Origin of the sequence: Reyranella sp., from assembly GCF_965249915.1 — a bacterium.
In the GTDB taxonomy this organism is placed as follows: Bacteria; Pseudomonadota; Alphaproteobacteria; order Reyranellales; family Reyranellaceae; genus Reyranella.
In genome coordinates, this window is record NZ_OZ252257.1 from 899805 (window position 1) to 925050 (window position 25246).

The following is a 25246-nucleotide window of genomic DNA, read 5'->3' on the forward strand; positions in this document are numbered from 1 at the left end:
CCGGATGGAAAGAAAATCGCCCTACGTGCTGATTGGCGCGGCGATGATCCTGTTCGTCGCCGCCCTTGCCGGATTCGTGATCTGGAAGCTGCGCGCCGGGGACCGCACGTCGTATGCCTATTATGACATTCTCTTCTCGGGTGACGTGCAGGGGCTGACCAACGATTCGCCGGTGTTCTACCGCGGTTTGCGGGTCGGCCGCGTCGTGAACATCCAGCTCACCTCCCGGGTCGATACGCAGCGTTCGACGGGACGGGAGCGCCTGACGGAAAAGATCGAGGTCACGGTGGCGGTCGACTGGTCGATCGACATCCGCGATCGTTCCTATGCCGTCTTCGAGAAGCCGTTCATCGCCGGCTCGCCCTTCATCCAGATCGTGGGACGTCTCGACGTCGATCAGGTGAAGCCCAAGAAGAAGCTGGGTGACAAGCCTTACCCCGAGATTCGCGAGGGCGCCTCGTTCCTGCAGGCGACCTCGACCTCGGCGCAGGAGCTGCTGACCAAGGCCAGCACCACCGTGGACCGGCTGAACGACCTGCTGAGCCCGGACAATATCGGTGCGGTCACCGACACGCTGCGCAACCTGCAGACGGCGACCAACGCCTTTGCCAAGTCCGATGGTGCCATCCAGACGACCCTGGCCGAGCTGCCGGGGGCGATCGCCGATTTCCGCAAGACGTTCAGCAAGCTGAACGATCTGTCGAACTCGCTGACCCTGATCGCCCAGGAGATCGGCCCGCAGGACGCCGAGACGCGCAAGGCTCTGGCCGGCAAGGACCCGGGCGAACTGCGCAAGACGCTGAACGAGACCCGCGCGGCGCTCTCCAACATCAACGCCGCGGCCACCCAGCTGAACAAGCTGGTTACCGACAACAGCCGCCCGATCAAGAATTTCACGGAAATCGGGCTCACCGAGTTCTCGCTGGCGCTGCGGGATCTGCGCCAGCTCACCGCCAATCTGAACGTCATCGCCACACGATTGGAGCGCGACCCGGCCAACTTCGTGTTCAGCGGCAAGCAGGGATACACGCCGAAATGATCCGTTGCCTGGCTGCCTGCGCGGCTGCCGTCGCTCTCCTGTCGGGGTGCTCGTTCGTCAGCGCCGTCGACTCGGTCGGCGACCCGACCGACCTCTACACCGTCTCGCCCAAGAGCACCTTCGACGCCGACCTGCCGTCGGTCTACTGGCAGCTTGCGGTGGAGGCGCCGGTGGCGGCAGCCAACCTCGATACCGGCCGCATCGCCATCGCCATGACGCCGACCTCGACGGACTACTATGCCAAGGTGGCCTGGACAGACCGGGCGCCGTTGATGGTTCAGACCCGCATCGTCGATTCGTTCGAGAACACGCGCAAGATCGTCGCGGTTTCCCGCGAGTCGATCGCGCTTCGGGCGAACTACGTGCTGCAGCCCGACCTGCGCAACTTCGAGGCCATGTATTTTTACGGCATGCCGCCGATCGTGAAGGTCCGGATCATTGCCAAACTCGTCCGCATGCCCGACCGGCAGATCATTGGCGTGGCTTCCTTCGAGCGCTGCGTGCGGGCGCGCGCCGACAAGGTGCCGAAGGTGGTCGAGGCCTTCGATCAGGCGTTGGGCAGCGTGATCAAGCAGCTGGTTTCGTGGACGCTGCGCACGCCCCCGGTGCGTCCGCCGAGCGACAGCGCGCCCTACGACATCCAGCGCTATCGCAATCCGGCCAATGCCGTTGTCGACAGCGCGAATTGCCCGAGAGGCAACGACGCCTCGATGGTGCCGTACACCGACGAGTAGAAAGGGGAAGCGCGCTCAGGCGCGCTTCTCGACCATCGACCAGGCGAGATCGGCCATCGCGCGGGCACGGTTGCCGTACTTCGTTGCCGTCTCCGACGAGGCATTGCCGTCGAGGCCGCGCTTGTAGACGCCCTGAACGATGGCGGCGAGGCGGAACAGGGAGAAGGCGAGGTAGAAGCTCCAGGCCGGCACTTCCTTGCGGCCGGTGCGGCGGGCATAGGCGGCGAGATATTCCTGCTCGGTCGGAATGCCGAAAGCCTTGAGGTCTTGCCCGGCATAGCCGCCGGAAGCGCCGAAACCCTCGCCGAAATGATACATCATGCAGTTGTAGCCGAGGTCGGCCAGCGGATGGCCGAGCGTCGAAAGCTCCCAGTCGAGCACGGCGATCACGCGGGGCTCGGTGGGATGCACGATCGTGTTGCCGAGGCGATAGTCGCCATGGTTGATGCGCGTCTCGTCGCCCGGCGGGATGTTCTCCGGCAGCCACTTCTTCAGCGCTTCCATCGAGTCGATCTGTTCGGTGCGGGCGAGGTCGTACTGGCTCGACCAGCGCGCGACCTGGCGCTGGATGTACTGGCCCTCGCGGCCGTAGTCGCCGAGGCCGACGGCGCGATAGTCGACATTGTGCAGGCGCGCCAGCACGTCGTTCATCGAATCGAAGATCTTGCCGCGATCCGCCGGCGATACCCCCGGCATCCTCACGTCGGCGAAAACGCGGCCCGGCAGGAACTGCATGATGTAGAAGGCCGTGCCGATCACCGAATCGTCCTGGCAGAGCGCGTAGGGCTTGGGAACCGGCACGTCGGTATGGTCCGCCAGCGCCTTGATGACGCGATATTCGCGGTCGACCTGGTGGGCCGAGGGCAGCAGCTTGCCCGGCGGCTTCTTGCGCAGGACGTACATGTTGCCGGCGCCATCAGTGACGTGAAAGGTCGGGTTGCTCTGGCCGCCCTCGAACTGGAGGATGCTGATCGGGCCGCGATAGCCCTCGACATTGGCCTTCATGTAATCGGCGAGCCGGGCTTCGTCGAAAACGTGAGCGGCGCGGACGGGGGTGAGGTTGTCGGGCAGACTGGACATGGGACTGTTCTAGAGCCGTGGCTTCGGGATTTCGAGACGCGTTTGCGATCGGGTCCGCAGGGCGGTCACCGCGGGACGTTCAATTGATGTTGCGCTGGCGGCCTTCCCAGTAGGGCTTGCGCAACTCGCGCTTCAGGAGTTTGCCGGTCGGATTGCGGGGCAGGGCATCGATGAAATCGACCGACTTGGGCAGCTTGTAGCCGGCGATGCGGCCGCGCGCCCAGCCGATCAGGTCGGCCGGCGTTGCGTCGGCGCCGGCCTTGCGCACCACGATGGCCTTCACCGCTTCGCCCCAGCGCTCGTCGGGGACGCCGATCACCGCGACGTCGGCGACGGCAGGATGCCCGAACAGCGCGCTCTCGACCTCGGCCGGGTAGATGTTCTCGCCGCCGGACACGATCATGTCCTTCACGCGGTCATGGATGAACAGGTAGCCCTTTTCGTCGAGATAGCCCGCGTCGCCGGTGAAGAACCAATCGCCGTGGATGGCGCGCCGCGTGGCGTCGGGCAGCCGCCAGTAGCCGGCCATGACCTGCGGCGAGCGGACGGCGATCTCCCCGACCTTGCCGGGAGCCAGGTCCTTGCCGGCTTCGTCCACGATGCGCAGCTCCACGCCGACCTGGGCATAGCCGCAGGACAGCAGTTTTCCCGCGTCCGACGGGTCGTGATCCTCGGGCGGCAGCAGGGTGATCGCGCCGGTCGTCTCGGTGAGGCCGTAGACCTGCTGGAAGCCGCAGCCGAAGATCGACAAGGCCTGCTTCAGCAGTTCGCCCGGGATCGGCGCCGCGCCATAGACGATCAGGCGCAGGCTCGACAGGTCGGTCTCGCCGATCTGCGGCGCCTGCACCAGAAACAGGATCATGGCCGGCACCAGCAGCATCACCTCGATGCGGTCGCGCTCGATGATCTCGAGCACCCGTGCCGGGAGGAATTCCCGTACGACATGGTTTGTCGAGCCGGCGAACAGGCCGGCGATGGCCCAGCCCGCGCCGCCGATATGGAACATCGGCAGACAGACCATGTTCTGGGTCCCGGGCTCGAGGAGCCAGCTGCGCGTCCATTGCTCGAACATGAACGCGAAGTTGGCATTGGTGAGTTCGGCGCCCTTCGGCAGGCCCGTCGTGCCGCTGGTGTAGAACTGCACCGCCGTGTCCTGGGGCCGGGCGGGCAGGTGAGGGTCGGTGTCCGGATGCCGGTCGCGCCAGTCGGCGAAGGCCTCCCAGTCTCCGTGGCGCGGGCCCAGGGTCACGACCCTGCGGACGGTCTTCATCTGGTCCCGGATCGCCTCGACGAGCGGAACGTACTCCTCGCCGACGAACAGCATCTCGGCTTCGGCATCGTTGACGATCTGCAGCACTTCGGGTGCTGCCAGGCGCCAGTTCACCGACACCATCACGGCGCCGGCCTTGGCGACGCCAAACAGCAACTGGAAGAACAGGTCGCTGCTCTTGTCGAGATGAGCGACGCGGACCTGCGGCTTGAGGCCTTCGGCGATCAGGCCGCTGGCGACGCGGCTGGAGGCTTGATCGAGCCCGCCGTAGGTCGTGGGACGGCCCTCATAGACGATCGCCACCGTGTCCGGGCGCGCCGCGCCGTGGACGCGCACGATGTCGGCCAGGCCGACCATCTCGATGCTCATAGGACGCTTCCCCTGCAACATTGGCCCGTCCGCGCAGCGGCGGGCAGCGTCATCCTTCGGCGATTTTGAAGTGAATTCAAGAGCTTGATCGCCTAGTGTCGCCTGGGACGTAGAGGCGATTCCGAGGGGCATCATGGGCAAGCGGATTCTGGTTACCGGCGGGGCGGGGTTCCTCGGCTCGCATCTTTGCGAGCGCCTCCTCGAGGCCGGCCACGACGTGCTCTGCGTCGACAATTACTTCACCGGCAACAAGGCCAACGTCGCGGCCTGCCTCGACAATCCCCGCTTCGAGCTGATGCGCCACGACGTGACCTTCCCGCTCTACGTCGAGGTCGACGAGATCTACAATCTCGCCTGCCCGGCCTCGCCGATCCATTACCAGCACGATCCGGTGCAGACGACCAAGACCAGCGTCCACGGCGCCATCAACATGCTGGGACTGGCCAAGCGGGTGCGGGCCAAGATTTTCCAGGCCTCGACCAGCGAGGTCTACGGCGACCCGACCGTCCACCCCCAGGTCGAGAGCTACCGCGGCAACGTCAATCCGCTGGGGCCGCGGGCCTGCTACGACGAAGGCAAGCGCTGCGCGGAGACGCTGTTCTTCGACTATCACCGCCAGCACAGTCTGCGCATCAAGGTGGCGCGCATCTTCAACACCTACGGCCCGCGCATGCATCCCAACGACGGGCGCGTGGTGTCGAACTTCATCGTGCAGGCGCTGAAGGGCGAGGACATCACGATCTATGGCGACGGCATGCAGACCCGGGCCTTCTGCTACGTCGACGACCTGCTCGACGGCTGGCTGCGCCTGATGGACCATACGCCGGATGATTTCACCGGGCCGGTCAACATCGGCAACCCGGTCGAGATGCCGATCCGCCAGCTCGCAGAGGCAGTCATCAAGCTCGTCGGCGGGAAATCGAAGATTGTCCAGGCCCGCCCGCTGCCGGTCGACGACCCGCTCCAGCGCTGCCCGGACATCACCCTGGCGCGCGAGATGCTGAAGTGGGAACCGAAGGTCCCCCTGGACGAGGGGCTTACGAAGACAATCACGTTCTTCGATGAGCTGCTGAGGAGCAACCGTGCCGTGAGCGGTATCGGCCGTTAGCCCCAATGCAAAGCGCCGCGAAGTTTCCTTCGCGGCGCTTTTAACGACGTCGTTCTGTCGCGTGTTTATTGAGCTGCGAGGGCCTGCTTCGGCAAGGCGTTGACGACCGAGGCCTTGCCCGACGTCATCTCGTCGTAGATCCACTTGTAGGTCTTCTCCATCCCGTCCTCGAGACGGATGGACGGAGCCCAGTTCATCAGCTTCTTGATCCGCGTATTGTCGCTGTTGCGGCCGCGCACGCCCTTCGGTGCGTCGAGCTTGTAGCTGCGCTTCAGCTTGATGCCGGCGATCTTCTCGACCATGTCGACCAGCGTGTTGATGCTGACCAGTTCGTCGCTGCCGATGTTGAGCGGCTCGATGATGTCGCTCTCCGTGAGCTTGATCGTGCCCTCGGTGCAGTCGTCGATGTACATGAACGACCGGGTCTGCTCACCGTCGCCCCAGATTTCGATCTCGTGCTTGCCGGAGAGCTTGGCGGCGATGACCTTGCGGCACATGGCAGCCGGGGCCTTCTCGCGGCCGCCGTCATATGTGCCTTCCGGGCCGTAGACGTTGTGGTAGCGCGCTACGCGGGTCGCGATGCCGTAGTCTTCGCGAAAGTGGCGAGCCATGCGCTCGCTGAACAGCTTCTCCCAGCCATAGCCGTCTTCCGGGAGGGCGGGGTAGGCGTCTTCCTCCTTGAGCGCCGTGACGTCGGCGTCGGTCTGCTTGTCGCCGTTGTAGACGCAGGCCGAAGACGAATAGAAGAAGCGCGGAACGCCGGCTTCCTTGGCGGCGACCAGCATGTGCGTGCTGGTGAGCACCGACAGCATGCATTCGGCCTTGTGGGTCTCGATGAAGCCCATGCCACCCATGTCGGCGGCGAGATTGTAGATCACCGCGGCGCCCTTGGCGGCCTTGCGGCAGGGTTCGAGCAGGGCGAGATCGCCCACCTGGTTCTCGACGCCCGGAGTCTTCTGGTACCATTCCTCGAGTGGCTTCACATCGACAGCCCGAATCTTGGTGTGGCCACGTTGCTGCAGCACCTTCACCAGATGGCCGCCGATAAAGCCACCGGCGCCGGTCACGACGACGAGATCATTCTTGGACATGCACGAAAGCCTTTCGATCGAAGCGTGGGGTTTTATCCGACTTGTCAACGACTTGCGAGGGTAGAGACGCGCCTCGGTCGAGCACGCGATCGGGGCCCCGGGGACAGAGGGTGCCGCTCGAGGCTGTCCGTTTGCTCGGAAGTTCCGGCCTCGTCAAGGCGTCCCGGATCCGCACGATCTGTGCAGGATTTGGCGCGGGCGAGGGGTGGCACGGAGGCTGGAACCGCGAAAATGATGGTCCCGCGCGAGAATTGGCCTATACGAAACCACCGGGCGCAATGACCTCCTGATGATCGACATCGCTGCATGACTTACATTCTCGGGCTCAACGCCTATCACGCCGACGCGGCCGCCTGCCTGGTCAAGGATGGCGAACTGGTCGCGGCCGTCGAAGAAGAGCGTTTTCGCCGCATCAAGCATTGGGGCGGCTTCCCCAGCGAATCGATCCGCTATTGCCTGGGCGAGGCGGGCATTTCTCTGGCCGATGTCGACCATGTTGCGGTCAACAGCGACAATACCGCCAACCGCTGGCGCAAGCTCGCCTTCGCGCTGACGTCGGGCATCAGTCTCAACTACGTGATGAGCCGGTTGCGCAATCGCGGCGAGCGGGCCGACATCGCGGGCAACCTCAAGCGCCATCTCCCCGATCAGGAGTTCCGGGGAACGGCGCACATGGTCGAGCACCATCTCTGCCATCTCGCGTCCGCCTTCCTGGTTTCGCCCTACGACAAGGCCGTGGCGGTCTCGGTCGACGGATTCGGCGATTTTTCGTCTGCGGCCTGGGGGCTGGGCGAGGGCGGGACGCTGTCGGTCGACGGGCGCGTCTATTTCCCTCATTCGTTGGGCGTTTTCTACGAGGCGGTGACCCAGTTCATCGGCTTCCCGCACTATGGCGACGAATACAAGGTCATGGGCCTCGCGCCCTACGGCCAGCCGGCCTATGTCGAGCGGATGAAGGAGATCGTTCGCCTCAGGAACGACGGCACCTTCGCACTGGACCTGCGCTACTTCCGGCATGCCTCGGGCGAGGGCGCGAACTACCAGGTCAAGGACGGCATTCCGTCGGGCGGCCGCCTGTGGAGCGATGAACTCGTGAAGCTGCTCGGGCCGGCGCGCGATCCCGAAGCCCCGCTCGAGGACAAGCATCGCGACATTGCCCGCTCGGCCCAGGTCACCTACGAAAACGCCTTCTTCAACCTGCTGAACGCCCTGCATGGCCGCTATGGCGCCGACGCCGTCGTGCTCGCGGGCGGCTGTGCCTACAATTCGGTGGCCAACGGCAAGGTGCTGGAGCGCACGCCGTTCAAGAAGCTCTACGTCCAGTCGGCGGGCGGTGACGCCGGCGGCGCGATCGGCGCCGCCTTCGCGACCTGGCACAAGACCGGCGGGCCGTCCGCCAGGCGCCATTTCGTGATGGATCACGCCTATTGGGGGCCGTCGGCGACGCCGGACGAGATTGCGGCCGCCATCGCGCGGCGGCGGGCCGATTTCGACGCGGCGGGCTGCCGCATCGAGCGCATCGCCGACGAGGCCACGCTCTGCCGGCACACGGCGCAGGCGATCTCCGAAGGCAAGGTGATCGGATGGTTCCAGGGGCGCCTGGAGTGGGGGCCGCGCGCGCTCGGCAACCGCTCGATCCTGGGTGATCCGCGTCGCGCCGACATGAAGGACATCCTCAACCTCAAGATCAAGCGACGGGAGTCGTTCCGCCCCTTCGCGCCGTCGATCCTGCGCGAGGCGGTGCCAGCGTGGTTCGAGACCGACGACGACGTGCCCTTCATGATGCAGGTGTTCCGCATCCGTGAGGAAAAGCGCAAGGAGATCCCGGCCGTCACCCATGTCGACGGGACGGGCCGTCTCCAGACCGTGACCTGGTCGGGCAACCCGCGCTACGCGCGGCTGATCACGGCCTTCCGTGACCTCACGGGCGTGCCGATCGTGCTGAACACCAGCTTCAACGAGAACGAGCCGGTGGTCTGCAAGCCCGAGGAGGCGATCGACTGCTTCCTCCGCACGAAGATGGATGTCCTCGTGCTCGGCGACACGCTTATTCAGCGCTGACCGTGCAATTGGTCTATCGTGCTCTCGGAGCATTCGAGCGGGGGGCGGGATAGTGCGCGTATTGGTGGCAGGGGGTGCGGGCTATATCGGCTCGCATACATGCAAGGCGCTCGCCCGCGCGGGCCATCTTCCGATCGCCTACGACAACCTGCACACCGGCCATGCCTGGGCGGTGAAGTGGGGACCGCTGGTTCGGGGCGACATCGGCGATCCGGTGGCTCTTGCCGCCGCGATCCGCGCGCACAAGCCGGATGCGGTCATCAACTTCGCGGCGCTCGCCTATGTCGGCGAGTCGATGGTCGAACCGGTGCGCTATTATCGCACCAACGTCGCCGGCATTATCACGCTGATCGAGGTCATGCGGGCGCACGACGTGGGCTCGATCGTCTTCAGCAGCAGTTGCGCGACTTATGGCGTGCCCGATGCCCTGCCGGTGGTCGAGGGCACGTGCCAGCGGCCGATCAACACCTACGGCCGCACCAAGCTGATGGGCGAGCAGATTCTGCGCGATGCCTGTGACGCCCACGGCCTGGGCGCCATCGCGCTGCGCTACTTCAATGCGGGCGGCGCCGATCCCGAAGGCGAGCTGGGCGAGGAGCACGACCCGGAGACGCACATCATCCCGCTGGTGCTGCAGGCAGCTCAGGGAGCCCGGCCGGACATCTCGATCTTCGGGACCGACTACGACACGCCGGACGGCACATGCGTGCGCGATTACGTGCACGTGACCGACCTTGCGGCGGCGCATGTCGCGGCAGTGACGCGGTGCAAGGCCGGCACATTCCAGGCCTACAATCTGGGGGGCGGGCGGGGCGCCAGCATTGGCGAGCTGATCGCGCGTACACGGGTTCTCACCGGCCGCGAGATTCGAACCGTTCGAGCCGCGCGCCGCGTGGGCGATCCGCCGGTGCTGGTGGCCGACGTGTCGCTGGCCCGGCAGGCGCTCGACTGGGAACCGGCGCATTCGGCGATCGACGACATCATCGGCAGTGCCTGGACATGGATGACGGAAAGTCGCGGTCGCGCGATGCAGGCCCGGGCCCGCTAGAGTCGCCGCGCATGGACCGCGACACCATCACGCCGCTGCTGATCACCTTCAACGAGATTCAGAATATCGAACGGACACTGGCAAAACTCGACTGGGCCAGACGCATCGTCGTGATCGACAGCGGGAGTACCGATGGCACGCTCGACCTGCTGGGCAGGAATCCGCGTGTGGAGATTGTCCACCGGCCGTTCGACAGTTTTGCCGAACAGTGCAATTTCGGGCTGACGAAAATCCGCACGGCCTGGGTTCTGTCGCTCGACGCCGATTACGAGCTGAGCGACGCCTTTGTGTCCGAGCTGGCGCGCCTCCAGCCGGAGCCGCGGGACGCGGGCTACAAGGCGGCCTTCGTCTATCGCATCCACGGCCGTCCGCTGCGGGGCACGCTCTATCCGCCGCGCACCGTGCTCTATCGCGTCGAGGGAGCGCACTACGAGAACGAGGGCCACGGCCATCGCATCCGCCTGCAGGGCCGGATTTCAGCCCTCGCCGGCGCGATCTATCACGACGACCGCAAGCCGCTGTCGCGCTGGCTGGGCTCGCAGCTCAAGTATGCAGCCCGCGAGGCGCAGCACCTTCTCGAAAGCCCGCGCGAGCGGCTGGGCCGGGCCGACAAGATCCGCCTATTGGGCTGGCCCGCGCCGATCCTGGTGCTGGGTTACGTTCTGTTCGCCAAGGGCGCCGTGCTCGACGGAAAGGCCGGCTGGTTCTACGCCTTCCAGCGCCTGCTGGCCGAAGTCCTGCTCGCTCTGGAACTGCTGGATCGCCGCCTGTCCGGCGCGGCGAAATGAAGGCTGGTGCCGGGTGAGGGGATCGAACCCCCGACCTTCGGTTTACAAAACCGCTGCACTACCGCTGTGCTAACCCGGCCCTAGGCCTGCCTTCGACGGATAGATAACCGAACTCCGCGAATGTCGCATCACTTCGGTCGCTGGCGGGCCCATTCGTAGGCCGCGACGGCGGCGGCGTTGGAGACGTTGAGGGCCGAGAGGGCGTCGCTGGTAGGGATCGTCACCAGCCGGTCGCACTTCTCCGCCGTCAGTCGCCGCAGCCCTTCGCCCTCGGCGCCCAGCACGATGCAGGTGCGGCCCTTGAGATCGAGGTCGCCGATGCGCGTGTCGCCGCTTTCGGCCAGCCCATAGGTCCAGAAGCCTGCTTCCTTGAGCTGGTCCAGGGCGCGGGCGAGGTTGACGGCGCGGACCAGCGGCACGATCTCCAGGGCTCCGGATGCGGCCTTGGCCAGGGTGCCGGTGTCGGACGGCGTATGGCGGTCGGTGACGATCACGCCGGCCGCCCCGAAGGCCGCTGCCGAGCGCAGGATCGCCCCGACATTATGCGGGTCGCTCACCTGATCGAGCGCCAGGACCAGGGCGTTGTCGCCGCAGCGCGCCAGGATGTCTTCCATCCCGGGATCTTCCAGGGGCGCCACCATGGCCGCGATGCCCTGGTGGACGGAGCCGTTGGGCAGGCGCTGGTTCAGGTCCTCGCGCGACGTGATGGTCATGGCCGTCTTGCCGATCTCGGCGGCATGGGTGTCGGCCATTTCCTTGGTGACGAACACCCGCTCGATGCGCCTGTCGGGATTGGCGAGGGCGGCGAGCACGGCGTGACGGCCGAAAATCCATATGGATTGGTTGCCGGTGCGGGACTGACGATGGGGACGATTGGGGCGGGGGCGCATGGTGAGCCTTGTATGGCGAGGAGCTGATTGGGGCAAATCCTGCCTCAACGTGGGATTTGGACTTGACGCAACCCATTGGATTTGCGAGCAACGCGCGCCCGTTCAAAGCGGGTCGAACAGGCTATATCTCGCGCATGCGCCGCAGGTTCGGAGGGGTGGCCGAGCGGTCAATGGCAGCAGACTGTAAATCTGCCGACTTCGCGTCTACGAAGGTTCGAATCCTTCCCCCTCCACCAACGGTTCATAGCGCGAGATTGGCTTGTTTGGGTGTAGCGGGTGTAGCTCAATGGTAGAGCAGAAGCCTTCCAAGCTTACGACGAGGGTTCGATTCCCTTCACCCGCTCCAGGTTTGGCTTAAGTCGGCCAGTTAAGTTCGGTCTGTGTAGAAGCTGAAGCATCACGAGGGTCGCGACACCATGTCGAAGGCAAAGTTTGAGCGGAACAAGCCGCACTGCAACATCGGAACGATCGGTCACGTCGATCATGGCAAGACGTCTTTGACGGCTGCGATCACGAAGATCCTGGCGAAGACGGGTGGCGCGACGTTCACGGCCTACGACCAGATCGACAAGGCCCCCGAGGAGCGCGAGCGCGGCATCACGATCTCGACGGCGCATGTCGAGTACGAGACGCAGAACCGCCACTACGCGCACGTGGACTGCCCGGGCCATGCCGACTACGTGAAGAACATGATCACGGGTGCGGCGCAGATGGACGGCGCGATCCTGGTGGTTTCGGCGGCCGACGGCCCGATGCCGCAGACGCGCGAGCACATCCTGCTGGCGCGCCAGGTGGGCGTCCCGGCGCTGGTGGTGTTCATGAACAAGTGCGACATGGTCGACGATCCGGAGCTTCTGGACCTGGTCGAGCTTGAAGTGCGCGAGCTGCTGAAGAGCTACCAGTTCCCGGGCGACGACCTGCCGGTGGTGCGTGGCTCGGCGCTGATGGCGCTGGAGGACAAGAACCCCGAGCTGGGCGAGCAGGCGGTTCTGAAGCTGATGGAAGAGGTCGACAAGTACATTCCGCAGCCTGCGCGCGACAAGGATAAGCCGTTCCTGATGCCGATCGAGGACGTGTTCTCGATCTCGGGCCGCGGCACGGTGGTGACGGGTCGCGTCGAGCGCGGCATCGTGAAGGTCGGCGAGGAAGTCGAGATCGTGGGCCTGAAGGCCACGACGAAGACGACGGTTACCGGCGTCGAGATGTTCCGCAAGCTGCTGGACTCGGGCGAGGCGGGCGACAATATCGGCGCGCTGCTGCGCGGCGTGGGCCGTGAGGACGTGGAGCGCGGCCAGGTTCTGTCGAAGCCGGGCGCGATCACGCCGCACACGAACTTCGAGGCGGAAGCGTACATCCTGACGAAGGAAGAGGGCGGCCGTCACACGCCGTTCTTCACGAACTACCGTCCGCAGTTCTACTTCCGGACGACGGACGTCACGGGCGTGGTGACGCTGCCGGAAGGCACGGAGATGGTGATGCCGGGCGACAACGCGCGGCTGGTGGTCGAGCTGATCCAGCCGATCGCCATGGACGAGGGCCTGCGCTTCGCCATCCGCGAGGGTGGACGCACCGTCGGCGCCGGCGTCGTCACCAAAGTCGTAAAGTAGTGCTATAGAGGATCACCGCCGGCACCAATCCGGCGGTGATGGTCTGCAGGAGTGTAGCTCAGTTGGTAGAGCATCGGTCTCCAAAACCGAGGGTCGGGGGTTCGAGCCCCTCCGCTCCTGCCATTTTTTGAAGATTGGCGATCATGACGACAAAGAATCCTCTCGAATTCGCCCGCGAGGTCCGCGCCGAGGTGGCCAGGGTCACCTGGCCGACGCGTCGTGAGACCATGATCACCACCAGCATGGTCTTTATCTTCGTCGTCATCGCTTCTCTGTTCTTCCTGGTGGCGGACAAGATCATTGGCTTCGTCGTGAAGCTTCTCCTCGGGGTTTCCTGACATGGCTCATCGCTGGTACGTCGTTCACGCCTACTCGGGCTTCGAGAACAAGGTCGCCCAGTCGATCCGTGAACAGGCCGGAAAGAAGGGCCTGGACGATGAAATCACCGAGGTCATCGTTCCGACCGAGGAAGTCGTGGAAGTGCGCCGCGGCAGCAAGGTCAACACCGAGCGCAAGTTCTTCCCGGGCTATGTGCTCGTGAAGATGGACCTGACGGACGACTCCTGGCACCTGGTCAAGAATACGGCGAAAGTAACGGGCTTCCTGGGCGGCGGTGGCCGCGGCAAGCCGGTGCCGATCTCCGAGGCCGAGGCCAGCCGCATCCTGAAGCAGGTCCAGGAGGGCGTGGAGCGTCCCAAGCCCGCCGTCAGCTTCGAGATCGGCGAACAGGTCAAGGTGGCCGACGGTCCGTTTGCCTCTTTCAACGGCACTGTCGAGGATGTGGACGAAGAGCGGGCACGCCTCAAGGTCGCCGTCTCGATCTTCGGCCGGTCTACCCCCGTCGAGCTCGACTACGCACAGGTGGAAAAGATCTGATTCGTCCCCATATCGGGGGACAAAATCGGGGTTGTGGCGGGCGATCTTATTTGGTAGATCGCGCGCCCTTGGGAGGGCTGGCCGTGCGCCGGCCTTTTCTCATGGTGTGGGTTGAGCCAAAAATCCTTACGGATCAAGGGCTTGACCATTTACTGGTGCGGGAGGCCTGCCATGGCCGGACCGCGCCGCCCACAGGAAAGGGGCATGCATGGCTAAAAAGATCCAAGCCTACGTCAAGCTGCAAGTGCCGGCTGGCAAGGCCAATCCGTCTCCGCCGATCGGGCCCGCGCTCGGTCAGCAGGGCGTCAACATCATGGAATTCTGCAAGCAGTTCAATGCCAAGACGCAGAAGATGGAACCGGGTATGCCGATCCCGGTGGTCATCACCGTGTTCCAGGACCGCAGCTTCAGCTTCGTCACCAAGACCCCGCCGGTGACCTACTTCCTGAAGAAGGCGGCCGGCATCGAGTCGGGCGCCAAGACGGTCGGCACCCAGATCGTCGGCAAGGTGTCGACGAAGCAGATCCGCGAGATCGCCGAGCAGAAGATGCCGGACCTCAACTGCGATACCGTCGAGTCGGCGATGGCCCAGGTGGTGGGCTCGGCCCGCTCGATGGGCCTCCAGGTGGTGGAGTAGGACCATGGCCCAGGGCAAGCGTTACAAGACGGCGTCCGCCACGGTCGACCGCGAGAAGATGTACCCGCTCGAAGAGGCGGTGAAGATCGTCAAGGCCAATGCCAAGGCGAAGTTCGACGAGACCATCGAGGTCGCGATGAACCTCGGCATCGATCCGCGCCACGCCGACCAGGCGGTTCGCGGCATGATCGAGCTGCCGAACGGCACCGGCAAGTCGGTGCGCGTGGCGGTGTTCGCCCGTGGTCCGAAGGCCGAGGAGGCCAAGGCCGCCGGTGCCGATATCGTCGGCGCCGAGGATCTCGCCGAGAAGATCAACGCGGGCGAGATGAATTTCGAGCGCTGCATCGCCACGCCGGACATGATGGGCATCGTCGGCCGTCTGGGTAAGGTGCTGGGCCCGCGCGGCCTGATGCCGAACCCGAAGCTCGGCACCGTGACGCAGGACGTGACCGCCGCCGTCAAGGCCGCCAAGGCCGGCTCGATCGAGTTCCGCGCCGAGAAGGCTGGCATCGTTCATGCTGGTGTCGGCAAGGCCTCGTTCAGCGAGGAGGCGATCACCGCCAACGTGAAGGCTCTGATTTCGGCCATCAACCGGGCCAAGCCCAGCGGCGCCAAGGGCACTTTCATCAAGAAGGTGTCGCTGAGTTCGACCATGGGGCCGGGCATCAAGCTCGACCCGGCAACCGCGATCAGCTGAGCCGCAGTCGCAGAGTTTCAGAAATTCCGCTGAGGGCCGCGAGGCCCGCAGCGGAGGGAGCGAAGAGGCCGCAAGGCTTCCAGCTCCACCTGTCCGAGACCACCGGTACCGGACCCTTCGGGGCGAGGTGTAAAGGGGCAACCCGCCAGTGCAGACGGGGGCAAGGGAATCGACGCTGCATCTCACGAGGTGCGCGCACGTACCCGAACTTCCGGGGCAGGCGAACCGGACCGCAAGGTCTCCGTGTCGCGCTAACCCGCTAACGGAGACTGCGCAGTCTGTAACGCAGCCGGTCCGATCCGGATCCTCCGGGTTGGACCATAGTTGGAGAAAGCCGTGAATCGTTCGGAAAAGGCCGAAGCGATCGTCGAGCTGAACCAGATCTTCAAGGACGCCAATCTGATGGTGGTTACCCGCCAGTCAGGTCTGACCGTCCAGGAAGTGACGGACCTGCGTCGCAAGATCAGGGCAGCCGGCGCAAGCTACAAGGTCACGAAGAATCGGCTCACGCTGCGTGCCCTCGAGGGCACGCCCTTCACGGCGCTCGGCCCCATGTTCACGGGACCGACCGCCATCGCCTATTCCAAGGATCCGGTCGCAGCGGCGAAAGTCGTCGCGGCCTATGCCAAGGGCAACGAAAAGCTGACCATCGTCGGCGGTTCTCTGGATGGTGAGACATTGGACGTCGAAGGCGTCCAGGCTCTCGCCACCCTGCCGTCTCTCGATGCTCTGCGCGGCAAGATCATCGGTCTTCTGCAGGCCCCGGCGACCAAGGTCGCTGGCGTGCTCGTGGCGCCCGCCGGTCAGCTGGCTCGTGTGTTCGGGGCTTATGGAGCCAAGGAAGACGGCGCGAAGGCAGCGTAAGCCTTTATCAAATCGACATCACGTTTATCGAAGTTCGGGTTACAGGAGACTAAAATGGCTAATCTCGAGAAGTTGGTCGAAGAGTTGTCGGCCCTGACGGTCCTCGAGGCCGCTCAGCTCAGCAAGCTGCTGGAAGAGAAGTGGGGCGTCAGCGCCGCCGCTCCGGTCGCCGTCGCCGCCGCTGCTGGCGCGGCTGCCGCTCCGGTCGAGGTGAAGGACGAGTTCACCGTCGTTCTCGCCGCCGCCGGCGACAAGAAGATCAACGTCATCAAGGCTGTCCGCGAGATCACCGGTCTCGGCCTCAAGGAAGCCAAGGACCTGGTCGAAGCCGCGCCGAAGCCGATCAAGGAAGGCGTGCCGAAGGCCGATGCCGAGAAGCTCAAGGCGAAGCTCGAGGCCGAAGGCGCCAAGGTCGAGCTCAAGTAGGACGTTTTACCGGCCGGGCCGGCTTCCTTCGGGAGGCCGGCCCGTTCGGGCCTCTTCTCCGAACGGACTTCCCCGCGGGGTCCGTTCCGAAAAGTGGCCCTCTGCAACGGATGGGGCGAACGGCTGGCGGGCCGGGAGCTCCGAGAAAGCAGCGGGTGTTTATCACCGCCCTTGAACCTTCGAGGACGCAGGATGGCCACGGCCTTCAACACGCGCAAACGGATTCGTCGTTTCTTCGGCCACATCGAATCGGTGGCGCCGATGCCGAACCTCATCGAGGTTCAGAAGAGCTCCTACGAGAGCTTCCTTCAGCGCGTCACGCCGGCACCCAAGCGCACGCAGTCGGGGCTTCAGGAAGTCTTCCGCGGCGTGTTCCCGATCAAGGACTTCGCCGAGCGCGCCAGCCTGGAATTCGTGAAGTACGAGTTCGAGGAGCCCAAGTACGACGTCGAGGAATGCCAGCAGCGCGGCATCACCTATGCCGCCCCGCTGAAGGTCACGCTGCAGCTCGTGGTGTGGGACATCGACGAGGAAGCCGGCTCGCGCTCGATCCGCGATATCAAGGAGCAGGACGTCTACATGGGCGACATGCCGCTCATGACCGACAATGGCACCTTCATCGTGAACGGCACGGAGCGCGTGATCGTCTCGCAGATGCACCGTTCGCCGGGCGTCTTCTTCGACCATGACAAGGGCAAGACCCACAGCTCGGGCAAGTACCTGTTCGCCGCCCGCATCATTCCCTATCGCGGTTCATGGCTCGACTTCGAGTTCGACGCCAAGGACCTGATCCACGTCCGCATCGATCGCCGCCGCAAGATCCCGGTGACGACGCTGCTGCTGGCGCTGGACAACGACGCCACCTGGAAGAAGCGCACGGCCGCGATTGCCAAGGGCCAGACTCTCGACCCGTCCGAGGCCCAGGGCCTGTCCCCGGAGGAGATCCTGTCGGCGTTCTACGGTCAGGTCGTCTACACCCGCGACAAGGACGGCTGGAACACGCCGTTCGACTCCGAGTCGATGCGCGGCGTGAAGCTCACGCATGACCTGGTGAACGGCAAGACCGGCAAGTCGGTGGCCGATGCCGGCACCAAGATGACGCCGCGCCTGCTCAACAAGCTCAAGGAAGCGGGCCTGACGGAGGTTCGCGTTTCGGCCGAGGAGCTGATCGGCCGCTATGCCGCGCTCGACGTCATCAACGAGAAGACGGGCGAGATCTACGTCGAGGCCGGCCAGGAGATCACCGAGGCCGTGCTCGAGATGTTCGCCGAGAACGGCATCGACCTGCTGCCGACCCTGGCCATCGACCATGTCAATGTCGGCCCCTACATCCGCAACACGCTGGCCGCCGACAAGAACTCGAACCGCGAAGAAGCGCTGCTCGACATCTACCGCGTCATGCGTCCGGGCGAGCCGCCGACGCTCGAGCAGGCCGAGACCCTGTTCCAGGGCCTGCTGTTCGACATCGACCGCTACGACCTGTCGCCGGTCGGCCGCGTGAAGATGAACATGCGCCTCGATTTCGAGAACGTGCCCGACACGCAGCGCACGCTGCGTCGCGAGGACATCCTCGCGGTCGTCAAGGTCCTGCACGGGCTGAAGGACGGTCGGGGCGAGATCGACGACATCGACCATCTCGGCAACCGCCGCGTCCGTTCGGTCGGCGAGCTGATGGAGAACCAGTATCGTGTCGGCCTGCTGCGCATGGAGCGGGCGATCCGCGAGCGCATGAGCTCGATCGACATCGACACGGTGATGCCGCACGACCTGATCAACGCCAAGCCGGCGGCGGCCGCGGTGCGCGAGTTCTTCGGTTCCTCGCAGCTCTCGCAGTTCATGGACCAGACCAACCCGCTGTCGGAAGTCACCCACAAGCGTCGCCTTTCGGCGCTTGGACCGGGCGGTCTGACCCGCGAGCGCGCCGGCTTCGAAGTGCGCGACGTGCATCCGACGCATTATGGCCGTATCTGCCCGATCGAAACGCCGGAAGGCCCGAACATCGGCCTGATCAACTCGCTGGCGACCTATGCCCGCGTGAACCAGTACGGCTTCATCGAGAGCCCCTACCGCAAGGTTTCGGGCGGTCGCGTGACCGACGAGGTCGTCTATCTTTCCGCGATGGAAGAGGGCCGCTACACGGTCGCCCAGGCCAACGCCGAGATCGATGCCAAGGGCAAGTTCGTGTCGGAGCTGGTGCAGTGCCGCAAGGGCGGCGAGTACATCCTCGGCCGGCCGGAGACGATCGATTTCGTCGACGTGTCGCCCAAGCAGATCGTGTCGGTCGCCGCGGCGCTGATCCCGTTCCTCGAGAACGACGACGCCAACCGCGCGCTGATGGGCTCGAACATGCAGCGCCAGGCGGTGCCGCTCATCCAGGCCGAATCGCCGCTGGTCGGCACCGGCATGGAAGAGGTGGTGGCCCGTGACTCGGGCGTCGCCATCTCGGCGCGTCGCACCGGCATCGTCGACCAGGTCGACGCCATGCGTATCGTGGTCCGCGCCACGGACGATGTCGGGCCGAATCGCCCGGCCGTCGACATCTACAACCTGCTGAAGTTCCAGCGTTCCAACCAGAGCACCTGCATCACCCAGAAGCCGCTCGTCCGGGTCGGCGACCATGTGAAGAAGGGTGACATCGTGGCCGACGGACCGTCGACGCAGAACGGCGAGCTCGCGCTCGGCCGCAACGTGCTCGTCGCGTTCATGCCGTGGAATGGCTACAACTTCGAGGACTCGATCCTCCTCTCCGAGCGCATCGTGCGCGATGACGTCTTCACCTCGATCCACATCGAGGAGTTCGAGGTCATGGCCCGCGACACCAAGCTCGGCCAGGAAGAGATCAGCCGCGACATCCCGAACGTCGGCGAGGAGGCTCTCAAGAACCTCGACGAGGCGGGCATCGTCTATATCGGCGCCGAGGTGAAGGCGGGCGACATCCTGGTCGGCAAGGTGACGCCCAAGGGCGAGAGCCCGATGACCCCGGAAGAGAAGCTGCTGCGGGCCATCTTCGGCGAGAAGGCCGCGGACGTGCGCGACACGTCGCTGAAGGTGCCGCCGGGCGTCGAAGGCACCGTCGTCGAGGTCCGCGTGTTCAATCGCCGCGGCGTCGACAAGGACGAGCGCGCGCTCGCCATCGAGCGTGACGAGATCGAGCGTCTCGCCAAGGACCGTGACGACGAAAAGGCCATTCTCGAGCGCAGCTTCTACAGCCAGCTCCAGGAAATGCTGATGAACCAGGTGGTCGCCGGCGGGCTCAAGGGCCTGAAGCCGGGCACCAAGATCGCCGACAACGTGCTGGGCGAGTACACGCCCGGCCAGTGGCGCCAGATCGCCGTCAAGGCGGACAAGAAGCAGGCCGAGATCGAGGCGTTGAACAAGCAGTTCGACGAGTCGATGAAGCGCCTGCAGGACCGCTTTGACAGCAAGGTCGACAAGCTGCAGCGCGGCGACGAGCTGCCGCCGGGCGTGATGAAGATGGTCAAGGTCTTCGTCGCGACCAAGCGCAAGCTGCAGCCGGGCGACAAGATGGCCGGCCGTCACGGCAACAAGGGCGTCATCTCGCGCATCATGCCGCTCGAGGACATGCCGTACCTCGAGGAGGGCGGCCCGGTCGACATCGTGCTCAACCCGCTCGGCGTGCCGTCGCGCATGAACGTCGGTCAGATCCTCGAGACCCATCTCGGATGGGCCGCGTCGGGTCTCGGCAAGAAGATCGGCAAGATGCTCGAGGATGCCCGCGAGATCTCGGTGGCGCAGATCAAGAAGCAGCTGCGCGAGATCTACGGCGAGAAGAGCTTCAAGGCCGACATCGCCGATCTCAGCGACGAGCAGACGATCGAGCTCGCCCGCAACCTGAGCAAGGGCGTGCCCTTCGCGTCGCCGGTGTTCGACGGCGCGCACGAGCCCGACATCGTCGAGATGCTGGAGATGGCCGGTCTCGACCGGTCCGGCCAGGTCACCCTGATCGACGGCCGCACCGGCGAGCCGTTCGACCGCAAGGTGACCGTCGGCTACATCTACATGCTGAAGCTGCACCATCTCGTGGACGACAAGATCCACGCGCGCTCGATCGGACCGTACAGCCTCGTCACCCAGCAGCCGCTGGGCGGCAAGGCGCAGTTCGGCGGACAGCGCTTCGGCGAGATGGAGGTCTGGGCGCTGGAAGCCTACGGCGCCGCCTACACGCTGCAGGAGATCCTCACCGTCAAGTCGGACGACGTGGCCGGCCGCACCAAGGTCTACGAGGCCATCGTGCGCGGCGACGACACGTTCGAGGCGGGCATCCCCGAATCCTTCAACGTGCTGGTCAAGGAGCTGCGCTCCCTGGGCCTCAACGTCGAATTGAACCAGTCGATCACCTGAGGGTGATCGGCCTCCCGTCTTCGAGAATTACGTCCACAGAACAGTAGGACAACAATGACCGACCTTATCAACGTACTGGGCCAGCCGCAGGGCACCCCGACCTTCGACGAGATCCGCATCTCGATCGCCAGCCCCGAGCGCATCCGCACCTGGAGCCACGGCGAGATCAAGAAGCCGGAGACCATCAACTACCGCACGTTCAAGCCGGAGCGTGACGGCCTGTTCTGCGCCCGCATCTTCGGGCCGATCAAGGACTACGAGTGCCTGTGCGGCAAGTACAAGCGCATGAAGTTCCGCGGCATCACCTGCGAGAAGTGCGGCGTCGAAGTGACCCTCACCAAGGTGCGCCGCGAGCGCATGGGCCACATCGAACTGGCCTCGCCGGTGGCGCACATCTGGTTCCTGAAGTCGCTGCCGAGCCGCATCGGACTGCTGCTCGACATGACGCTGCGCGACCTCGAGCGCATCCTGTATTTCGAGAACTATGTCGTCAGCAATCCCGGCCTGACGCCGCTCAAGTACCGTGAGCTGCTGAACGAAGAGCAGTACCTCAACGCGCTCGACGAATACGGCGAGGGCTCCTTCGAGGCCGAGATCGGCGCCGAGGCGATCCGCGGGATGCTGCAGGCGATCGACCTCAACGAGGAGCGTCCGCGCCTCCGCGAAGAGCTGCGCGAGACGACCTCGGAGGCCAAGCGCAAGAAGCTCGTGAAGCGGCTGAAGCTTTGCGAGAACTTCATCGAGTCCGGCGCCCGTCCGGAATGGATGATCCTCGAGCTGGTGCCGGTGATCCCGCCCGAGCTGCGGCCGCTGGTGCCGCTCGACGGCGGCCGCTTCGCGACCTCCGACCTGAACGACCTCTACCGTCGCGTCATCAACCGCAACAACCGCCTCAAGCGGCTGATGGAGCTGCGCGCGCCCGACATCATCGTGCGCAACGAGAAGCGCATGCTGCAGGAGTCGGTCGACGCCCTGTTCGACAACGGCCGTCGCGGCCGCGTGATCACCGGCGCCAACAAGCGCCCGCTGAAGTCGCTGAGCGACATGCTGAAGGGCAAGCAGGGCCGCTTCCGCCAGAACCTGCTCGGCAAGCGCGTCGACTATTCGGGCCGCTCGGTCATCGTGGTCGGTCCGGAACTCAAGCTGCACCAGTGCGGCCTGCCGAAGAAGATGGCGCTCGAGCTGTTCAAGCCGTTCATCTATTCGCGGCTGCAGAACTACGGCATGGCCAACACCATCAAGGCCGCCAAGCGGATGGTCGAGAAGGAACGGCCGGAAGTGTGGGACATCCTCGAGGAGGTCATCCGCGAGCATCCCGTGCTGCTGAACCGTGCGCCGACGCTGCATCGCCTGGGCATCCAGGCGTTCGAGCCGGTGCTCATCGAAGGCAAGGCGATCCAACTCCACCCGCTGGTCTGCACCGCCTTCAACGCCGACTTCGACGGTGACCAGATGGCGGTCCACGTGCCGCTGTCGCTGGAAGCCCAGCTCGAGGCACGCGTGCTGATGATGTCGACCAACAACATCCTGTCGCCGGCGTCGGGCAAGCCGATCATCGTGCCGTCGCAGGACATCGTGCTCGGCATCTACTACATCACGCTGGAGCGCGAGGGCGAGCCGGGCGAAGGCTCGCTGTTCTCCGAGATCGGCGAGCTGGAGCATGCGCTGCACAGCCGCACGCTCTCCATGCATGCGCGCATCAAGATGCGTCTGGAGGCCTACGACGAGAAGGGCGTGTTCGCCAGGCGCGTCGTCGAGACCACGCCGGGCCGCATCCTGCTGGCGCAGATCCTGCCCAAGCACGAGAACCTGCCGTTCTCGCTGATCAACCGCCTGCTGACCAAGAAGGACCTGCAGAACGTCATCGACTCCGTCTACCGCCATTGCGGTCAGAAGGAGACGGTGATCTTCGCCGATCGCCTGATGGGTCTCGGCTTCTATCACGCCTGCCGTGCCGGCATCTCGTTCGGCAAGGACGACCTCGTCATTCCCACCGCCAAGGTGAAGCTGGTCGCACAGACCAACAAGGAAGTGAAGGAATACGAGCAGCAGTACCAGGACGGCCTGATCACCTCCGGCGAGAAGTACAACAAGGTCGTCGACGCCTGGTCGCGTTGCTCGGACCGTGTCGCCGAGGAAATGATGAAGGGCATCTCGACGCCGGCGCCGGGCAAGCCCGTCAACGCGGTGTGGATGATGGCGCATTCCGGCGCCCGCGGTTCGGCGACGCAGATGAAGCAGCTGGCGGGCATGCGCGGTCTGATGACCAAGCCCTCGGGCGAGATCATCGAGACGCCGATCCTGTCGAACTTCAAGGAAGGCCTGTCCGTGCTGGAGTACTTCAACTCCACCCACGGCGCCCGCAAGGGACTGGCCGACACGGCGCTGAAGACGGCGAACTCGGGATACCTGACGCGACGTCTGGTAGACGTGGCGCAGGACTGCATCATCCTCGAAGAGGATTGCGGCACCGAGCGCGGCCTCACGATGCGCGCGGTCGTCGACGGCGGCGATGTGATCGAGCCGCTCTCCGAGCGGGTCCTCGGACGCACGGCGCTGGACGACATCGTCGATCCGCTGACGGGCGTGGTGATCAGCAAGGCCGGCGAACTCATCGACGAGGTCAAGGTCGAGCTGATCGACAAGGCCGGCATCGAGGAGCTTCGCATCCGGTCCGTGCTGACCTGCGACACCAAGATCGGCGTCTGCGGCAAGTGCTACGGCCGTGACCTGGCACGTGGCACTCCGGTCAACATCGGCGAGGCGGTGGGCGTGATCGCGGCCCAGTCGATCGGCGAGCCGGGAACGCAGCTCACGATGCGTACCTTCCACATCGGCGGCGCCGCGCAGCGCGGCGCGGAGCAGTCGAACATCGAAGCCAGCCACGACGGCACCATCCAGGTGCGCAACCGCAACGTCGTGATCAACAGCTCGGGCGTGCCGGTCGTCATGGGCCGCAATACCGAGCTGGTGCTGATCGACGGCACCCAGCGCGAGCGGGCCAAGCATCGCGTGCCGTACGGTGCGCGCCTCCTGGTCGACAGCGACACCCTCGTTACGAAGGGCCAGAAGCTCGCCGAATGGGATCCCTACACTCTGCCCATCATCACCGAGAAGGCGGGTAAGGCGGTCTATGTCGATCTCGTCGAGGGCGTGTCGATGCGCGAGGTGATCGACGACTCGACGGGCATCTCCAACCGGGTCGTGGTCGACTGGAAGGGACAGCCGCGCGGCGGCGACCTGCGTCCGCGCATCGCCATCCACGGTGCCGACGGCAATCCGATCATGCTGGCCAATGGCCAGGAGGCCCGGTACCTGCTGTCGCTCGACTCGGTGCTCTCGGTCGAGAACGGGCAGGAAGTCAATGCCGGCGACATCCTCGCGCGTATCCCGCGCGAGGGCGGCAAGAACCGCGACATCACGGGCGGTCTGCCGCGCGTGGCGGAGCTGTTCGAGGCGCGCAAGCCCAAGGATTTCGCGATCATCTGCGACATCTCGGGCCGCATCGAGTTCGGCAAGGACTACAAGAACAAGCGCCGCGTCCTGATCGTGCCGGAAGGCGAGGGCGCGGAGCCGGTCGAGTACCTGATCCCGAAGGGCAAGCGCATTGCCGTCCAGGAGGGCGACTATGTGGAGCGCGGCGATCTGCTGATCGACGGCAACCCGGTGCCGCACGACATCCTGCGCGTGCTGGGCATCGAGAAGCTGGCCGAGTACCTGGTGAACGAGATCCAGGAGGTCTATCGACTGCAGGGCGTGAAGATCAACGACAAGCACATCGAGACGATCGCGCGTCAGATGCTGCAGAAGGTCGAGATCACCGAGGCTGGCGACACGACGTTCCTGATCGGCGAGCAGATCGACAAGGCGGAGTTCGAGGTGGAGAACGCCAAGATCCTCGCCGAAAAGCTGAAGCCTGCGAAGGCCGATCCGGTGCTGCTCGGCATCACCAAGGCGTCGTTGCAGACCAAGTCGTTCATCTCGGCGGCCTCCTTCCAGGAGACCACCCGGGTGCTGACGGAGGCAGCGGTCGGCGGCCGTGTCGACAACCTGCAGGGGCTGAAGGAGAACGTCATCGTCGGCCGCCTGATCCCGGCGGGTACCGGCGGAGTCGTCAACCGTCTCAAGGCGATCGCCGCCCAGCGCGACCGGGCGATCCTGGCCGCCGGCGTGGAAGGCGAGGAGTTGGCGGTCCCGACGCTCGAGGAAGAGCGCGCGGCCGACTGATCACGGCGGTAGAGCGAATGAATGGGAAGGCCGTCCTCGGAAGGGGGCGGCCTTCCTTAATTGTGGCCGGGC

Annotated in this window: 19 protein-coding genes and 4 tRNA genes; 18 read left to right on the plus strand and 5 right to left on the minus strand. The window is 65.0% G+C overall.

The window, feature by feature from the left end; translation table 11 throughout:
• Window positions 1-4: 4 nt before the first annotated feature.
• Complete coding sequence (locus tag ACP15H_RS04410; protein WP_425065004.1) at window positions 5-1039, plus strand: MlaD family protein; 1035 nt, start codon at window positions 5-7, stop codon at window positions 1037-1039.
• A complete protein-coding gene (locus ACP15H_RS04415; protein ID WP_425065005.1) occupies window positions 1036-1773 on the plus strand; it encodes an ABC-type transport auxiliary lipoprotein family protein in 738 nt (245 codons plus the stop codon). The genes ACP15H_RS04410 and ACP15H_RS04415 overlap by 4 nt, the downstream gene beginning before the upstream one ends.
• Window positions 1774-1788: 15 nt before the next feature.
• On the opposite strand, the gene ACP15H_RS04420 is transcribed toward ACP15H_RS04415, so the two are convergent.
• Window positions 1789-2853, minus strand: coding sequence for a phosphotransferase (locus ACP15H_RS04420; protein ID WP_425065006.1), 1065 nt, complete (start codon window positions 2851-2853; stop codon window positions 1789-1791).
• Window positions 2854-2932: 79 nt separating this feature from the next.
• Window positions 2933-4492 (minus strand): fatty acid--CoA ligase, encoded by a 1560-nt coding sequence (locus ACP15H_RS04425; protein ID WP_425065007.1) that lies wholly within the window; start codon window positions 4490-4492, stop codon window positions 2933-2935.
• Window positions 4493-4625: 133 nt separating this feature from the next.
• Here ACP15H_RS04425 and ACP15H_RS04430 point away from each other — a divergent pair, with 133 nt between their 5' ends.
• Window positions 4626-5600 (plus strand): UDP-glucuronic acid decarboxylase family protein, encoded by a 975-nt coding sequence (locus tag ACP15H_RS04430; RefSeq protein WP_425065008.1) that lies wholly within the window; start codon window positions 4626-4628, stop codon window positions 5598-5600.
• A 65-nt stretch (window positions 5601-5665) separates the two neighbouring features.
• Here ACP15H_RS04430 and ACP15H_RS04435 read toward each other — a convergent pair whose 3' ends face one another.
• On the minus strand, window positions 5666-6691 hold the full coding sequence (locus ACP15H_RS04435; protein ID WP_425065009.1) for an NAD-dependent epimerase/dehydratase family protein: 1026 nt from the start codon (window positions 6689-6691) through the stop codon (window positions 5666-5668).
• 306 nt (window positions 6692-6997) lie between these two features.
• Here ACP15H_RS04435 and ACP15H_RS04440 point away from each other — a divergent pair, with 306 nt between their 5' ends.
• From ACP15H_RS04440 to ACP15H_RS04450, 3 genes are read left to right on the plus strand one after another with little or no spacing between them, the layout of a single operon-like run.
• Window positions 6998-8752, plus strand: coding sequence for a carbamoyltransferase family protein (locus tag ACP15H_RS04440; RefSeq protein WP_425065010.1), 1755 nt, complete (start codon window positions 6998-7000; stop codon window positions 8750-8752).
• Window positions 8753-8804: 52 nt separating this feature from the next.
• Complete coding sequence (gene galE / locus ACP15H_RS04445) at window positions 8805-9800, plus strand: UDP-glucose 4-epimerase GalE (RefSeq protein WP_425065011.1); 996 nt, start codon at window positions 8805-8807, stop codon at window positions 9798-9800.
• 11 nt (window positions 9801-9811) lie between these two features.
• Window positions 9812-10588, plus strand: a complete 777-nt coding sequence (locus ACP15H_RS04450) for a glycosyltransferase family 2 protein (protein ID WP_425065012.1) — start codon at window positions 9812-9814, stop codon at window positions 10586-10588.
• A gap of 4 nt (window positions 10589-10592) precedes the next feature.
• On the opposite strand, the gene ACP15H_RS04455 is transcribed toward ACP15H_RS04450, so the two are convergent.
• Window positions 10593-10667 (minus strand) — tRNA-Thr (locus tag ACP15H_RS04455).
• 49 nt (window positions 10668-10716) lie between these two features.
• A complete protein-coding gene (gene rlmB, locus ACP15H_RS04460; protein WP_425065013.1) occupies window positions 10717-11478 on the minus strand; it encodes a 23S rRNA (guanosine(2251)-2'-O)-methyltransferase RlmB in 762 nt (253 codons plus the stop codon).
• 149 nt (window positions 11479-11627) lie between these two features.
• Here rlmB and ACP15H_RS04465 point away from each other — a divergent pair.
• The 12 genes from ACP15H_RS04465 (at window position 11628) to rpoC (ending at window position 25174) form a co-directional block, all read left to right on the plus strand.
• Window positions 11628-11714, plus strand: a tRNA-Tyr gene (locus tag ACP15H_RS04465).
• 36 nt (window positions 11715-11750) lie between these two features.
• Window positions 11751-11824: transfer RNA gene (locus ACP15H_RS04470), tRNA-Gly, on the plus strand.
• Window positions 11825-11894: 70 nt separating this feature from the next.
• A complete protein-coding gene (gene tuf / locus ACP15H_RS04475) occupies window positions 11895-13085 on the plus strand; it encodes an elongation factor Tu (protein ID WP_425065014.1) in 1191 nt (396 codons plus the stop codon).
• A gap of 47 nt (window positions 13086-13132) precedes the next feature.
• Window positions 13133-13208 (plus strand) — tRNA-Trp (locus tag ACP15H_RS04480).
• A 20-nt stretch (window positions 13209-13228) separates the two neighbouring features.
• Window positions 13229-13423, plus strand: coding sequence for a preprotein translocase subunit SecE (gene secE / locus ACP15H_RS04485; RefSeq protein WP_425065015.1), 195 nt, complete (start codon window positions 13229-13231; stop codon window positions 13421-13423).
• A gap of 1 nt (window position 13424) precedes the next feature.
• A complete protein-coding gene (nusG, locus tag ACP15H_RS04490; protein WP_425065016.1) occupies window positions 13425-13961 on the plus strand; it encodes a transcription termination/antitermination protein NusG in 537 nt (178 codons plus the stop codon).
• Between the two features lie 208 nt (window positions 13962-14169).
• Window positions 14170-14598: a 50S ribosomal protein L11 gene (gene rplK / locus ACP15H_RS04495; protein ID WP_425065017.1), complete on the plus strand. Its 429-nt coding sequence runs from the start codon at window positions 14170-14172 to the stop codon at window positions 14596-14598.
• 4 nt (window positions 14599-14602) lie between these two features.
• Complete coding sequence (rplA, locus tag ACP15H_RS04500) at window positions 14603-15295, plus strand: 50S ribosomal protein L1 (protein WP_425065018.1); 693 nt, start codon at window positions 14603-14605, stop codon at window positions 15293-15295.
• A gap of 336 nt (window positions 15296-15631) precedes the next feature.
• Window positions 15632-16159, plus strand: a complete 528-nt coding sequence (gene rplJ / locus ACP15H_RS04505) for a 50S ribosomal protein L10 (RefSeq protein ID WP_425065019.1) — start codon at window positions 15632-15634, stop codon at window positions 16157-16159.
• Between the two features lie 54 nt (window positions 16160-16213).
• Window positions 16214-16585: a 50S ribosomal protein L7/L12 gene (gene rplL / locus ACP15H_RS04510; protein ID WP_425065020.1), complete on the plus strand. Its 372-nt coding sequence runs from the start codon at window positions 16214-16216 to the stop codon at window positions 16583-16585.
• A 192-nt stretch (window positions 16586-16777) separates the two neighbouring features.
• Window positions 16778-20947 (plus strand): DNA-directed RNA polymerase subunit beta, encoded by a 4170-nt coding sequence (gene rpoB / locus ACP15H_RS04515; RefSeq protein ID WP_425065021.1) that lies wholly within the window; start codon window positions 16778-16780, stop codon window positions 20945-20947.
• Window positions 20948-21001: 54 nt separating this feature from the next.
• Window positions 21002-25174: a DNA-directed RNA polymerase subunit beta' gene (rpoC, locus tag ACP15H_RS04520; protein ID WP_425065022.1), complete on the plus strand. Its 4173-nt coding sequence runs from the start codon at window positions 21002-21004 to the stop codon at window positions 25172-25174.
• Window positions 25175-25246: the final 72 nt, after the last annotated feature.

Bases quoted from the DNA above. Each gene is read 5' to 3' on its own strand.
- rplA (WP_425065018.1), top strand. From the start codon at position 14,603: ATGGCCCAGGGCAAGCGTTACAAGACGGCGTCCGCCACGGTCGACCGC.
- ACP15H_RS04410 (WP_425065004.1), top strand. From the start codon at position 5: ATGGAAAGAAAATCGCCCTACGTGCTGATTGGCGCGGCGATGATCCTG.
- ACP15H_RS04450 (WP_425065012.1), top strand. From the start codon at position 9,812: ATGGACCGCGACACCATCACGCCGCTGCTGATCACCTTCAACGAGATT.
- ACP15H_RS04420 (WP_425065006.1), bottom strand. From the start codon at position 2,853: ATGTCCAGTCTGCCCGACAACCTCACCCCCGTCCGCGCCGCTCACGTT.
- ACP15H_RS04425 (WP_425065007.1), bottom strand. From the start codon at position 4,492: ATGAGCATCGAGATGGTCGGCCTGGCCGACATCGTGCGCGTCCACGGC.
- tuf (WP_425065014.1), top strand. From the start codon at position 11,895: ATGTCGAAGGCAAAGTTTGAGCGGAACAAGCCGCACTGCAACATCGGA.
- nusG (WP_425065016.1), top strand. From the start codon at position 13,425: ATGGCTCATCGCTGGTACGTCGTTCACGCCTACTCGGGCTTCGAGAAC.
- rlmB (WP_425065013.1), bottom strand. From the start codon at position 11,478: ATGCGCCCCCGCCCCAATCGTCCCCATCGTCAGTCCCGCACCGGCAAC.
- rpoB (WP_425065021.1), top strand. From the start codon at position 16,778: ATGGCCACGGCCTTCAACACGCGCAAACGGATTCGTCGTTTCTTCGGC.
- ACP15H_RS04435 (WP_425065009.1), bottom strand. From the start codon at position 6,691: ATGTCCAAGAATGATCTCGTCGTCGTGACCGGCGCCGGTGGCTTTATC.
- rpoC (WP_425065022.1), top strand. From the start codon at position 21,002: ATGACCGACCTTATCAACGTACTGGGCCAGCCGCAGGGCACCCCGACC.
- rplK (WP_425065017.1), top strand. From the start codon at position 14,170: ATGGCTAAAAAGATCCAAGCCTACGTCAAGCTGCAAGTGCCGGCTGGC.
- ACP15H_RS04430 (WP_425065008.1), top strand. From the start codon at position 4,626: ATGGGCAAGCGGATTCTGGTTACCGGCGGGGCGGGGTTCCTCGGCTCG.
- secE (WP_425065015.1), top strand. From the start codon at position 13,229: ATGACGACAAAGAATCCTCTCGAATTCGCCCGCGAGGTCCGCGCCGAG.
- ACP15H_RS04415 (WP_425065005.1), top strand. From the start codon at position 1,036: ATGATCCGTTGCCTGGCTGCCTGCGCGGCTGCCGTCGCTCTCCTGTCG.
- rplL (WP_425065020.1), top strand. From the start codon at position 16,214: ATGGCTAATCTCGAGAAGTTGGTCGAAGAGTTGTCGGCCCTGACGGTC.
- ACP15H_RS04440 (WP_425065010.1), top strand. From the start codon at position 6,998: ATGACTTACATTCTCGGGCTCAACGCCTATCACGCCGACGCGGCCGCC.